We start from the raw sequence: 13,129 nt of genomic DNA, 5'->3' as shown, positions 1-13,129 counted from the left end.
AATAAACGATGTGTTTACAGCAAATCCAACGCCCGCTCCAAAGCCATCCCACGAGAACCTTTTATCAAAAGCGCTCCTTTTTCCAAAGGGTTTTTCAAAAGATGTTCTTTTAGTTCATCAAACGATTTTAACTTTTTCAATGTAGTATTGGTGCCATAGAAATTTTCTCCCACCAGATAGGCATCATCAAAATCCAATTCCTTTGCAAAATCTGCAATTGCCTGATGCTCTTCGGCTGCCGTATTGCCAAGTTCGAACATATCTCCAATGATTAGAGTCTTTCTTTTGGACTTCATTAAACTAAAGTTTTCCAAGGCAGCCTTCATGCTGGTTGGGTTGGCGTTGTAGGCATCCAGAACAATATCGAAACCATTTTTAGATAAAATTTGTGAGCGATTGTTTTGTGGTTGATACACTTCAATGGCCGATTTAATGTCTTCCAAAGGAACATTAAAATATTTGCCCATTAGGATTGCCGCACAACAATTGGGAAAGTTGTATTTGCCCACCAATTGTGTATGTATTTGTGTTCCTTCTACCTCTAATGAGACATAAGGGTGAACCCCGGAAAATTTGATGTTGTAATATTGATGGTCGCTCGTGCTAAAGCCCATCTTTTTGGTGTAAGTACTTAATTTTTCTTTCTGAACGTCATCATCTGCATTTAAAAAGATGTATTTATCGTTGGCCTTAAGATAATCGTAAAGCTCACTTTTACCTTGGATCACTCCTTCAATGCTTCCAAAACCTTCCAAATGGGCTTTGCCAAAGTTGGTAATGTATCCAAAATCGGGTTGGGCAATGCTGCAGAGTGATTCAATTTCTTTCTTGTGATTGGCGCCCATTTCTACAATTGCCATTTCGGTATCTTCCTTAATGGATAAGAGGGTCAATGGAACTCCAATATGATTGTTGAGGTTCCCTTTGGTGGCTATGGTCTTGTACTTTTTGGAAATTACCGCATTGATGAGTTCCTTGGTCGTGGTTTTCCCATTACTTCCCGTTAGCGATATTACTTTTGCTTTGGAATGGTTCCTGTGGTAGGTGGACAACTGTTGCAGGGTGGCCAAAACATCGTCAACTAGAAGCAGTCTATCCGAAGTTTTAAATTCTTCCTGATCAATAATGGCATACGCTGCACCTTTGTTCAAAGCTTCTTGTGCAAAGGCATTTCCATTAAAATTTGGCCCTTTTAGGGCAAAGAACAGACAGTTTTCGGTAATTTTACGAGTGTCCGTACTTATTGTGGGGTGCTCTAAAAATAGAGCGTGCAACTCTTTCATTGTCATAAATCGAAGATAAAAAAAAGCCCCGACCTTTTGGCCGGGGTTTTTTTAAATACTCAAGAAGTTATTTTATCTTGCTTTTTTATGGCGTACCGTTTTTTTGGTTCTGGATTTGGATCCAACTCTGGACATGGCGCATCTAAAACCAATATCGTCTGTTGCCATATATTGAGGCAAGTATCTACGCTGGGCAGGATCTAACCAATAAGCTCGATCTCTCCATGATCCGCCTTTGTACACACGAACTTCGTTGTTGATCAATGAGGTTCTGTAGTTTGACTCGTCATACTGGCGAACCAATTCACCTTCTTCGTTTCGTTCTACAGAGTGTTTGGGCGCATCATACATTTTTTGGTTGTCCTCTTCATCGCTAAAACGGCTAAAGAATCTAGAAGAACCTGGGTCACCATCTCTAAAACCACGGTTGTCACTTTTATCAAAATTGGTCCTTAGATAAGTTTCCTCTTCGGTAACCGGAACTTCTTTGATTTCTCCTGGAAGATTGATGGCTACAATTTTACCATTGGGCAAAGTGTCATAAACTATTTCATCTCTCAATATTTCTACTTTTCCATCTTCGCCAATAGCTTTTTTCATGAAAACGTTTCCTCGGTAGTAATTGAAATCACTTATTTCATCATCAACAATGGGACGGTACACATCGGCCACCCATTCGTTTACGTTTCCGGCCATGTCATAAAGTCCAAAATCGTTGGGCTTGTAAGATTTGACTTCTCCGGTAATATCGGCACCGTCATCGGACCATCCGGCAATACCGCCATAATCACCTTTACCTTGCTTAAAGTTGGCCAATTGATCTCCTCGACCTACTCGTTGTCCGTTACGGGTGTAATCACCTTCCCATGGATATTTTTTCCTACCTCTGTAGTTGTTGTATTCTCTGGTTCCAACAAGAGCTTGGGCGGCATATTCCCATTCGGTTTCGGTGGGTAGCCTGTAGGCAGGCATTATTATACCGCTACTTCTTTTGGCAAATGCATTGATAGAGTCTTTCTTTTGTTTTCCTTGCAGGGAATCTATTTCACCACCATAAACAGATTCTGGGTTGTTTAAATAAGCCTCGGTACTAAAAGTGCCCTCAATTTCGCCGTTTAAAACTTTGTATTTGGAATCTTCGGCCAAATACCCTTCTCTTTCCAGCATTACTTCGTTGACCCTATCTGTTCTCCATTCGGCATACTGGGTAGCCTGTACCCAATTAACCCCCACAACGGGATATTCTGCGTAGGCAGGGTGTCTTAGATAGTTGTTGGTCATTGTTTCGTTAAAGCCCAATCGGTTTCTCCAAACCAAGGTATCCGGTAGTGCGCCTTTGTATATATTGGCGTAATTGGGGTTATCCGGAGGATAAACTTCTTTGAGGTAATCCAAGTACTCCAAATACATTACGTTGGTCACCTCTGTTTCATCCATATAGAAGGATTGTACATGTTGTTGGGTTGGGGCGTTGTTCCAATCGTGCATTATATCGTCCTGGACTTTACCTTTGGTAAAAGTTCCACCCTCTACAAATACGGTTCCTGGAGGAGTTTCTTGCTCCTTAAAGTCCGAATTGTATTGAAATCCCCCTTCTTTGGCATTAATTTTCCAACCAGTGGCTCTGGAGACGTTCTTGGATGAAGAAGAGTTTTTACAACTGGAAAAACTTCCCATCACTACGGCGCAAGAAAGTACAACTTTAATTAAGTGTTTTTTCATAATTTGGGCTTGAGTACTTTAAAACTCAGGGCTATATGCCCTCAGTAACTTCGACTTGTTTTGATTTTTAAAATCCTTCAATGGCATTAAAACGGTGTTTTTGCCATTATATTTTGTGCTCATCAAATATTTATGGCGATGTGGCATTTGGCACATGCTACACTTCTGTAACGGAGAAGGGGGGGAATTAGTATAAGATGATTGGCTTTTAACGGTTTAAAAAAAAATACTCAACCTTGGATTTTACCTTTTAACCAAAATAGTGGTGGTTTGGACGATTAACACCAAAAATATGGATTCAGATATAAGAATTTTGGCAAAAGACCGTTTAATTTGTATTGCTTCCGGAATATGTTTTTGGAACCAGGACTACACTAAATGCTAAAATTTTAGAATGAAAAAGTTATTGATCGTGGTTGCTTTCTTAATTGTGGCACCTCAAGTTAGCGCTCAGCAAGAAAGGGCAATCACAACGGCTGTACCATTTTTGACAATTGCCGCCGATGCACGGGCTTCCGGTATGGGAGATATGGGCGTTGCCACTTCTTTTGATGTGTATTCCCAACAATGGAACGCTGCAAAATATGCCTTTGCCACTCAAAAAATGGGTATTGGGGTTAGCTATACCCCGTATTTGGAAAGCATTGTAAACGATGTATCCTTATTAAATGCCAACTTTTACAACAAATTAAACGATAGGAGTGCCTTTGCCTTCAGTATCCGTTATTTTGGTCTGGGCGAGATTGAATTGAGGCAAACATTTGATCAGCAGGCCACTTTGGTGAAGCCCAACGAATTTGCCTTGGATGGTTCTTATTCCTTAAAATTGAGTCAAACCTTTTCCATGGCTGTGGCAGGTAGATTTATCAGTTCCAATCTCAGATTTCAAGATGGTGTACAAGATTCTCAGGCAGCCAATGCCTTTGCAGTAGATGTATCGGGTTTTTACCGATCTCCGGAAATAGCTTACAATAATTTTGATGGACGTTGGAGAGCTGGGTTCAATATATCCAACTTGGGAGGTTCCATACAATATGATGAAGGCGGGCAGGAAAACTTTTTGCCCACTAACCTAAAGTTTGGCGGTGGATTTGATTTTATTTTTGATCAGGACAATGTGCTGGCCATAAATACAGAGTTCAACAAACTATTGGTGCCCACGCCAAGAGATTTTGATGGGGATGGGGATATTGATTCAGATGATAACAATGAATACCAGCAAATAGGTTTTTTTAAAGGAGTCTTTGAATCTTTCGGTGATGCGCCGGATGGATTCGGGGAAGAACTTAAAGAAGTAACTTGGGCACTTGGTGCAGAGTATAGGTTTAGAGAAGCTTTTATGTTGCGGAGCGGTTACTTTAACGAAAGTGAAGAAAAAGGTTCTCGTAAGTTCTTTACGCTTGGAGCTGGCTTCATGTTTAAATCTGCACAAATAGACCTTTCCTATCTTTTCTCAACCTCACAGGTTAGAAACCCACTGGAAAACACATTGCGATTCTCGCTCACTTTTAACTTGGGAGAAGAATTTTACAATGATTAAGAATGCATAAAATAAATAGGAAAAAACCTGTCTCTTGGGCAGGTTTTTTTATTTTTGAATACACCCAAGCTTAGATGGAAAAAAAGAAAATTGGTTTTGAACTGCTCATTTTTGAGGATGAAACAGAGTTGTCACAAAACGATCAAAAATTGTTACAAGACGCTGCGGAGGCCAGGGAGAATGCGTATGCGCCCTATTCTAAGTTTAAAGTGGGTGCTGCAGTATTGTTGGAAAACGGGGAAGTGGTCATTGGCAACAACCAAGAAAATGCATCTTACCCTTCGGGCCTTTGTGCCGAGCGCGTGGCCATTTTCCATGCAGGCGCCAAATATCCTGGGGTAACCGTTAAATCCATTGCCATTTGCGCTTCGTCCTCTAAACATGAGGTAGGTGTTCCAGCGGCTCCTTGCGGCAATTGCAGGCAGTCTATTATAGAATACGAACAAAAGCAGAACACTCCAATTTCGTTGTTGCTAAGGTCAGAAAAAGGCCCGATTTACAAATGTAGTTCCATGGCCGACATATTGCCTTTGGCATTCAATAACTCATTTTTGGGCGATTCTTAATTCAATTCTTTTTCCAAAACAGATATATATGTATTTTTGCTTTTCCCTACTACAGGGGAAATTCATTTAATACTACTATAGATGAAAAAAATTACCAAAGAAGTTTATCTTAAATGGTACGAGGACATGTTTTTCTGGAGAAAGTTCGAGGATAAACTTGCCGCCGTATATATTCAGCAAAAAGTTAGAGGGTTTCTACACCTGTACAATGGTCAAGAAGCGGTTCTAGCAGGTGCATTGCATGCAATGGACTTGGACAAAGATCGTATGATCACCGCTTATCGAAACCACGTTCAGCCGATAGGTATGGGTGTGGATCCAAGAAAAGTGATGGCTGAACTTTTTGGAAAGGTAACAGGAACCTCCAAAGGTATGGGTGGTTCCATGCATATTTTCTCCAAAGAACACCGTTTTTATGGTGGACACGGTATCGTTGGGGGACAAATTCCTTTGGGAGCTGGTTTGGCATTTGCCGATAAGTACTTTAAAAGGGATTCCGTAACCCTTTGTTATATGGGTGATGGCGCCGTAAGGCAAGGATCCCTTCACGAAGCCTTCAACTTGGCCATGCTATGGCAATTGCCCGTAGTTTTTATTTGTGAGAACAACGGTTATGCCATGGGAACATCCGTAGCCCGTACATCGCACTCCACCGACATCTGGAAGTTGGGACTAGGTTACGAAATGCCATGTAGTCCCGTAGATGGAATGGATCCTGCAATCGTTGCCAAAGAAATGGACAAGGCCATTGAGCGAGCAAGAACAGGAGGCGGACCTACTTTCTTGGAAATGAAGACATATAGGTACCGTGGACATTCCATGTCAGATGCCCAACATTACAGAACAAAAGAAGAAGTAGAAGAGTATAAAAAGATAGATCCGATTACTCAGGTAAAAGATGTTATCCTAGAGAAAGGATATGCATCAGAAGACGACCTAAAACAAATTGACAAAAAGGTGAAGGACTTGGTGAAAGAGTGCGAGAAATTTGCTGAAGAATCAGATTTCCCACCAAAAGAACAAATGTACGACACCGTTTACGAGCAAGAAGACTATCCATTTTTACAACATAAATTATAATTAGATGGCAGAAGTAATCAACATGCCTAGATTGAGCGATACCATGGAAGAAGGAACCGTGGCAAAATGGCTCAAAAACGTAGGGGACAAAGTCGAAGAAGGAGATATATTGGCTGAAATCGAAACGGACAAAGCCACCATGGAATTTGAATCTTTTCATGAAGGGACTTTGCTCCATATCGGAATAGAGGAAGGTGATGGAGCCCCCGTTGATTCACTTTTGGCCATAATCGGAGAGGAAGGAGAAGATATTTCCGGTCTGTTGAATGGCTCTGGAGGGTCGTCCGAGGCGGAGAAAGAAGAAGATACTGCGGAACCCGAAGCCGAAGAAAGTTCAGCTCCGGCAAGTGCACCAGCCAATATTCCTGAAGGGGTAGAGATTGTAACCATGCCTCGATTAAGTGATACCATGGAAGAAGGAACCGTGGCCAGCTGGTTAAAAAGTGTTGGCGACGAAGTGGAAGAAGGAGATATATTGGCTGAAATCGAGACCGATAAAGCCACTATGGAATTTGAATCTTTCTACTCCGGAACCTTGTTGCATATCGGTATTCAAGAAGGCGAAGGAGCCCCGGTTGATTCCCTATTGGCCATTATTGGCCCAGAAGGAACCGATGTTGATGCCATATTAAAGGCACATGCTTCGGGAGGTGCTGCAAAGAGTGCTCCTAAGAAAGAAGCATCCAAAGAAGAAGCCACAAAAGCTGAAGAGACTTCCAAAAAAGAAGAAACAGCAACGGCTACTCAAGATGGACAGCGCATTTTTGCTTCACCGTTGGCCAAAAAGATTGCCGAAGAGAAAGGTATAAACTTGGCCGATGTAAAGGGAACTGGCGACAACGGAAGAATTGTAAAAAAAGACATAGAGAACTTTACGCCAGCTACAAAAACAGCTCCTTCAGTAGAAAAAACAGAAGCAACTCCTGCAGTAGCACCTGTTGCATTGCCTGTTGGTGAAGAAAGCATAGAGGAGGTTAAAAACTCCACCATGCGTAAAGTGATTGCCAAGCGCTTGGGTGAATCCAAGTTTACGGCACCGCACTATTATCTTACCATTGAGGTGGATATGGACAATGCAAAGGCTTCCCGTGTGCAAATCAATAATTTGCCAGACACTAAAGTGTCTTTCAACGATATGGTATTGAAGGCCTGTGCCATGGCGCTTAAAAAGCATCCGCAGGTAAATACATCTTGGAACGGAGATACCACGGTTTACAAGCATCATGTTCACATGGGGGTGGCAGTAGCTGTAGATGAAGGTCTTGTGGTTCCCGTAATCAAATTTGCCGACCAATTGAGTTTGACTCAACTCGGAACAGCGGTTAAAGATTTGGCAGGAAGAGCTAGAAACAAGAAAATAAAGCCAGATGAAATGGAGGGAAGCACCTTTACCGTATCCAACTTGGGAATGTTCGGTATCTTGGAATTCACTTCCATCATCAACCAGCCGAATTCAGCAATTTTGTCCGTTGGAGCTATTGTGGATAAACCAGTAGTGAAAAATGGCGAGATTGTACCAGGTAGTACCATGAAGATTACCCTGGCTTGTGACCACAGAACCGTAGATGGCGCCACCGGTGCTCAGTTCCTTCAAACATTGAGGGCATACTTGGAGAACCCTGTTACCATGTTGGCATAGTTTTCAAATGTCACCTTAAGCGTAGCCAAAAGATACATTCAATAACATAAATCAAAAAGCATCCTTTTCGGGATGCTTTTTTTATCTTTAAAAAATTCAAAAATCAAAAAAATGAAAATACTGTTTTATGCTCTGGTGACAATTTTTGTAGTAGGCTGCGGATCCACGCAGGTAACTCAAACTACAACGGTTGAAACTACTCAATCATCAAAGAACACAGAATCAAACAATACATTTACCGATGCTGAACGAATAGGAGAGATGATGAATTATTTGGCTTCCAACGACCTTAAAGGACGAGAAGCAGGGAGTGAAGGTATTGAAATGGCAGCAAAATATATTGAAAACTATTTCAAGTCCTACGGACTCAAACCGTATTTTGAAACCTATCGCGATACCTTATCAAACTTTAAAAAGGCATCTTACAATATTGTCGGGGTAATTGAGGGTAACAACCCTGATTTAAAAGATGAGTTCATCCTGATTGGTGCACATTACGACCATATTGGTACCATAGAGCCCGAAAATGGGGACTATATTGCAAACGGGGCCAACGACAATGCTTCCGGTACCACATCGGTTTTGGAAATGGCCCGTTATTTTGGTACCCAAAAGACCAACGAACGTAGTCTGATTTTTGCCTTGTTCAGCGCCGAAGAGAAAGGTTTGTTGGGATCCAAACACTTAGCCGAAAAATTAAAAGAACAGGATTTGAACCTTTATACCATGCTCAATTTTGAAATGACCGGAGTTCCCTTGAAAGGAAAAGATTATTTCATGTACATAACGGGGTATGATATGTCCAATTTGGCAGAGGTCAGCAATACGTATGCAGAGGAGAATTTAGTGGGGTTTTTACCCACGGCAAAGGAGTATAACCTTTATCAGCGGTCGGACAATTATCCATTCCATGAAGAATTCGGTGTGCCATCCCATACGTTTTGCACTTTTGATTTTACCAATTTTAACCACTATCATAAAGTGGGTGATGAGCCCGACCTTATGGATTTCGATCACATGGCTACTTTGGTGAACAAAACCATTCCGGTAATTGAAAGTATTGCCAATGCACCGAACCAAGAAATCAAATTAAATGAGTAGAATGTCATTTCGAACCCCTTGAACAAGGGTGAGAAATCTGGAATATATATGGATTCTCACCTACGCAGGAATGACAATCAATACAATACATTATGGCAAACATTATAATTACAGGAACAAGTAGGGGAATAGGTTTTGAACTGGTCAAGCTTTTTGCCAGAGAAGGACATCAGGTTTTGGCCTTATCAAGGAATGAAGAACCTGTGAAAAATCTCAATCTGCCCAATGTGCATTCCATTCCTTTTGATTTGGGCAATCCGGCCGATTTTGAAAAAGTAAACGATTTTTTGGAGCAATGGCATGTGGTGGATGTGCTCATCAACAATGCAGGGCGATTGCTGAACAAACCTTTTTCCGAAACCACAGCGGAAGAGTTTGAAAATGTTTACAAAGTAAATGTGTTCGGTGTAGCCGAAATTACCAAGGCCGTACTGCCAATGATGGGCAAGGAAGGACATGTGGTGACCGTAAGTTCCATGGGTGGAGTGCAAGGCAGCATGAAATTTCCCGGACTGTCCGCCTATAGTTCCAGCAAAGGAGCTGTTATTACTCTTACCGAACTCTTGGCCGAAGAATATAAAGAAACCGGACCAAGTTTCAATGTGCTGGCATTGGGGGCGGTGCAAACTGAGATGTTGGAAGAAGCATTTCCTGGATATAAAGCTCCGGTTACTGCCTTGGAAATGGCTACGTACATCAAAGATTTTGCCTTGACCGGACAAAAACTCTATAATGGAAAGTTGTTGCAGGTCAGTAATAGTACACCCTAGTTTTAATTTGGGTGAAACTCTATGGATAAACTTGTAACTTTATCCCAGTGAACAATACCCTTCAAAAATATCTTCCAGAGCTTGCCGTAGCACCCTGTTTTGAATTGATCAAAACCCATGGGGTACATTTAAAGATTGTGAACCATAGGGTCACTCGGCATGGAGATTACCGTAGGTTGCCCAATGGATTGCATCAAATTACGGTCAATGCCTCGCTCAATAAATACAGATTCTTAATTACACTTGTCCACGAAATTGCGCATTTGGTGGCCTTTGAAACCTATGGTCGTCGAATAAAACCACATGGTCTGGAATGGAAACATACTTTTCAGCACTTAATGGTTCCATTTATTAGGCCAGAGGTGTTTCCTTCGCAATTGTTGCCCATTATTGCAAACCATTTTAAAAACCCAAAGGCAAGTAGTAGTACTGATGCCAGATTGTCCATTGCGCTAAAAGCTTTTGATGTGGAAGAAAGGCAGCACAGTTACGTGTACGAATTGCCCCAAGGCAGTATTTTTAGATTGTACAACGGTAGACTGTTCAAAAAAGGAAACAAAAAAGTAAAACGGTACGAATGTGTGGAGTTGTCCACTGGGAGATTATATTTGTTCCAACCCAATGCAGAAGTTGAATTGGTGAATTGATTTGTCGGTAGAACCACAACTTTAAAGAAAGTGATAAGATAATAATCTCTAGGAAGTGGTTTTGAGATTCCTCACATACGTTCGGAATGACAATAAAAATTTTAATACATAATGAACAAGAATTATTATGCAGTTTTAATGGCAGGGGGCGTTGGTTCCCGATTTTGGCCAGTGAGTACATCATCAAACCCAAAACAGTTTCACGATATGTTGGGGACGGGCAAAACCTTGATTCAAAAAACCTTTGATCGCTTAAACAAGTTTATCCCCACCGAAAACATTTTGATCTTGACCAATGAACGATACAATGATTTGGTTTTGGAGCAATTACCAAAGGTAAAGCAGGACCAAGTTGTTTTGGAACCTGCCATGCGCAACACGGCACCCTGTATTTTGTATGCCTCCTTAAAGATTCAAAAAATGAACCCCAATGCGGTAATGATCGTGGCACCCAGCGACCATTGGATAGAAGATGAAACCGCTTTTGAAAAGGACGTCATAACTTGCTTTGATAAATGCGAAAAGGAAAATGCACTTTGCACCTTGGGCATAAAACCAACATTTCCAAACACTGGTTTTGGTTATATAGAATTTGAAAAAGAGAGTGACGAGAACCTTAAAAAGGTGTCCCAGTTTAGGGAAAAGCCAGATTACGAGACCGCAAAGGAATTTTTGGCACAAGGCAATTTTCTTTGGAACGCGGGTATTTTTATGTGGAGCGTAGAAACCATTGTTGAAGCTTTCAAAAAGTATCAGCCAAGTCAATATGAATTATTTGGCAAAGGTATTTCCAGTTATAATACCGAAGATGAAAGAGCCTTTATCCAAGAAAATTACGCTAAGGCAGAAAACATATCCATTGATTATGCTATCTTGGAACAATCCAAATCCATCTACACTTTACCTGCAACTTTTGATTGGAACGATCTAGGTACTTGGGGAGCACTGTACGATAAATTGGACAAGGACGAAGAGGAAAACGCCGTGGTCAATGCTAAAGTGCTCTTGGAAAATGCCAAAGGCAATATGATTCGTTCACCAAAAGGAAAAATTGTAGTGGTAGATGGTCTGGAAGATTATATTATTGTGGATAAAGAAGAGGTGCTTTTGATTTATCCCAAGGACAAACAACAGGATATTAAAAAAGTATTGAACCAAGTAAAAGATAAATTTGGGGACCAGTTTGCATAATAGATGAGTGAAGATCAAAAAAAAGATACGGAGACATCTCCAAGTCAAGACAGCGGAGATGAAGTAAAAAAAGACTTTAAAGGACTTTTGGGCAGTGTGCGGAAGTTTCTTTCGGATTTGTTGGAAATTCGTTCCAATACCGATGCAGCCGCCACCAAAGAATCCATTATTGCCGATATTCCTTTCAAGGGGCACACCTCTTGGATTTTGGTATGTTCCATTTTTATTGCTTCCGTTGGGTTAAATGCTAACTCAACCGCTGTGGTGATCGGAGCCATGTTAATTTCCCCGCTAATGGGCCCTATTTTGGGGATGGGGATGTCCTTGGCCATAAATGATATTGACACTTTGCGACGATCGCTCAAAAATTTTGCCGTAATGGTGGTTTTGAGTGTCATCACCGCTTTTTTGTTCTTCTACCTTTTCCCTCTTCGTGATGAATCCTCCGAACTTTTGGCGCGAACCAAACCGGATATTCGGGATGTACTGATCGCATTTTTTGGTGGACTTGCCCTTGTGATTGCACGGGCCAAAAAAGGCACCATTGCCAGTGTTATATTTGGTGTGGCCATTGCAACAGCTTTGATGCCGCCTCTTTGTACAGTGGGTTTTGGTTTGGCCATTGGTAAACCCTGGTATGCGGCGGGGGCCATGTACTTGTTTACTATCAATACCATTTTTATTGGTCTGGCCACCTTTTTGGTAATCAAATTTTTGCGGTTTCCCATGGTGCGCTACGCCAACTCTCAGCGTAGAAGACTAATTGCTCGTTTGGCTTCCATTACAGGAATTTTGGTGATGATACCTGCTGGATTTACCTTTTATAATGTATTCCAAGAATCACTTTTTATGAAGCAGGCACAAAGTTTTTTACAAGATACCGTGGAAGTATACCAGTTTGATGGTGCCGGAAGATATGTGGATAATCTTACCAAATTGGAATATGTGGATGATGGAACCTCAATGATAGAGGTTGTGTTTATGGGTGATGAATTGGTTCCTGAAAATGTGGTCAATACATGGCGAATCCAAAAAAATGAGTACAACCGACTTAAAAATGCTGAGCTTCATATAATTCAGGGCGGAAAAGATGATTCAGAGGAAAAGTTCAACTACGTTAGTGAGTTGTACGAGAAGAACAAGGCAGAATTGCTGAACAAGGATGAGCAAATCCGAATGCTTGAAGAAGAATTGGTTAGTTTGACCAAAAATGTTGGAAAACAGATACCTTTCCAAGATATTAGTGCAGAGGCCAAAGCCAATTACGAAAATATTGAAGCACTTGGTTTTTCCTATCAGGTGCGTACCGATTTTAAAAAAATGGACACAATTCCGGTTTTTGAGGTGGATTGGAAAGATGAGGTAAGTTCTGGACAAAAAGAGGCGGACACTAAAAAAATGCTCGCTTGGTTAAAACTGAGGCTTCAGGACACAACCCTTGTAATTAAGGAAGTGGAATAGTTTTTATTTAGAAGTCAGAAGTCGCGGTGGGCAGTTTGCAGTCAGCAGTAACTCCAGTCTTTGATTTTTGGAATTTGCCCTTGCACTTGAAATTGTCAGAAGTCGGATGTCGGAAGCATGATGCACAAA

The 13,129-nt window shown here is 41.3% G+C and carries 11 protein-coding genes; 9 read left to right on the top strand and 2 right to left on the bottom strand.

Annotated features, from left to right (window positions below):
- Positions 1-14: 14 nt before the first annotated feature.
- Both MURRU_RS03645 and gldJ read right to left on the bottom strand, forming a co-directional pair.
- Positions 15-1,289 carry a UDP-N-acetylmuramoyl-tripeptide--D-alanyl-D-alanine ligase gene (locus tag MURRU_RS03645; RefSeq protein ID WP_041801283.1) on the bottom strand — a complete coding sequence of 425 codons (1,275 nt, stop codon included), beginning with the start codon at positions 1,287-1,289 and terminating at the stop codon, positions 15-17.
- A 66-nt stretch (positions 1,290-1,355) separates the two neighbouring features.
- Positions 1,356-3,005 (bottom strand): gliding motility lipoprotein GldJ, encoded by a 1,650-nt coding sequence (gene gldJ, locus MURRU_RS03640; RefSeq protein WP_014032069.1) that lies wholly within the window; start codon positions 3,003-3,005, stop codon positions 1,356-1,358.
- Between the two features lie 394 nt (positions 3,006-3,399).
- Between gldJ and porV the strand changes: the two genes are divergently transcribed.
- The 9 genes from porV to MURRU_RS03595 all read left to right on the top strand — a co-directional run bounded on the left by porV (position 3,400) and on the right by MURRU_RS03595 (position 13,000).
- Positions 3,400-4,545 (top strand): type IX secretion system outer membrane channel protein PorV, encoded by a 1,146-nt coding sequence (gene porV / locus MURRU_RS03635; protein WP_014032068.1) that lies wholly within the window; start codon positions 3,400-3,402, stop codon positions 4,543-4,545.
- A 74-nt stretch (positions 4,546-4,619) separates the two neighbouring features.
- The gene (cdd, locus tag MURRU_RS03630) at positions 4,620-5,111 is read left to right on the top strand and encodes a cytidine deaminase (RefSeq protein ID WP_014032067.1); all 492 of its coding nucleotides are present in this window, start codon (positions 4,620-4,622) and stop codon (positions 5,109-5,111) included.
- An 81-nt stretch (positions 5,112-5,192) separates the two neighbouring features.
- Positions 5,193-6,191: a pyruvate dehydrogenase (acetyl-transferring) E1 component subunit alpha gene (pdhA, locus tag MURRU_RS03625; protein WP_014032066.1), complete on the top strand. Its 999-nt coding sequence runs from the start codon at positions 5,193-5,195 to the stop codon at positions 6,189-6,191.
- Positions 6,192-6,195: 4 nt separating this feature from the next.
- A complete protein-coding gene (locus MURRU_RS03620) occupies positions 6,196-7,830 on the top strand; it encodes a pyruvate dehydrogenase complex dihydrolipoamide acetyltransferase (RefSeq protein WP_014032065.1) in 1,635 nt (544 codons plus the stop codon).
- Positions 7,831-7,941: 111 nt separating this feature from the next.
- Positions 7,942-8,931 carry a M28 family metallopeptidase gene (locus MURRU_RS03615; RefSeq protein WP_014032064.1) on the top strand — a complete coding sequence of 330 codons (990 nt, stop codon included), beginning with the start codon at positions 7,942-7,944 and terminating at the stop codon, positions 8,929-8,931.
- 92 nt (positions 8,932-9,023) lie between these two features.
- Entirely contained in the window at positions 9,024-9,701 is a 678-nt protein-coding gene (locus MURRU_RS03610; RefSeq protein WP_014032063.1) for an SDR family NAD(P)-dependent oxidoreductase, read from the top strand.
- Positions 9,702-9,748: 47 nt separating this feature from the next.
- Complete coding sequence (locus MURRU_RS03605) at positions 9,749-10,348, top strand: SprT-like domain-containing protein (protein ID WP_014032062.1); 600 nt, start codon at positions 9,749-9,751, stop codon at positions 10,346-10,348.
- 111 nt (positions 10,349-10,459) lie between these two features.
- Positions 10,460-11,539 (top strand): mannose-1-phosphate guanylyltransferase, encoded by a 1,080-nt coding sequence (locus MURRU_RS03600; protein WP_014032061.1) that lies wholly within the window; start codon positions 10,460-10,462, stop codon positions 11,537-11,539.
- Positions 11,540-11,542: 3 nt separating this feature from the next.
- Complete coding sequence (locus tag MURRU_RS03595) at positions 11,543-13,000, top strand: DUF389 domain-containing protein (RefSeq protein WP_014032060.1); 1,458 nt, start codon at positions 11,543-11,545, stop codon at positions 12,998-13,000.
- Positions 13,001-13,129 lie beyond the last annotated feature (129 nt).

Origin of the sequence: Allomuricauda ruestringensis DSM 13258 (genome assembly GCF_000224085.1) — a bacterium.
Lineage (GTDB): Bacteria > Bacteroidota > Bacteroidia > Flavobacteriales > Flavobacteriaceae > Flagellimonas > Flagellimonas ruestringensis.
The sequence above is the reverse complement of the archived record's forward strand: the minus strand, read 5'-3'. Positions and strand labels throughout refer to the sequence as shown.

Excerpts from the sequence above, each read along its gene's own strand:
- MURRU_RS03645 (WP_041801283.1), bottom strand. The coding sequence starts at position 1,289 with ATGACAATGAAAGAGTTGCACGCTCTATTTTTAGAGCACCCCACAATA.
- gldJ (WP_014032069.1), bottom strand. The coding sequence starts at position 3,005 with ATGAAAAAACACTTAATTAAAGTTGTACTTTCTTGCGCCGTAGTGATG.
- porV (WP_014032068.1), top strand. The coding sequence starts at position 3,400 with ATGAAAAAGTTATTGATCGTGGTTGCTTTCTTAATTGTGGCACCTCAA.
- cdd (WP_014032067.1), top strand. The coding sequence starts at position 4,620 with ATGGAAAAAAAGAAAATTGGTTTTGAACTGCTCATTTTTGAGGATGAA.
- pdhA (WP_014032066.1), top strand. The coding sequence starts at position 5,193 with ATGAAAAAAATTACCAAAGAAGTTTATCTTAAATGGTACGAGGACATG.
- MURRU_RS03620 (WP_014032065.1), top strand. The coding sequence starts at position 6,196 with ATGGCAGAAGTAATCAACATGCCTAGATTGAGCGATACCATGGAAGAA.
- MURRU_RS03615 (WP_014032064.1), top strand. The coding sequence starts at position 7,942 with ATGAAAATACTGTTTTATGCTCTGGTGACAATTTTTGTAGTAGGCTGC.
- MURRU_RS03610 (WP_014032063.1), top strand. The coding sequence starts at position 9,024 with ATGGCAAACATTATAATTACAGGAACAAGTAGGGGAATAGGTTTTGAA.
- MURRU_RS03600 (WP_014032061.1), top strand. The coding sequence starts at position 10,460 with ATGAACAAGAATTATTATGCAGTTTTAATGGCAGGGGGCGTTGGTTCC.
- MURRU_RS03595 (WP_014032060.1), top strand. The coding sequence starts at position 11,543 with ATGAGTGAAGATCAAAAAAAAGATACGGAGACATCTCCAAGTCAAGAC.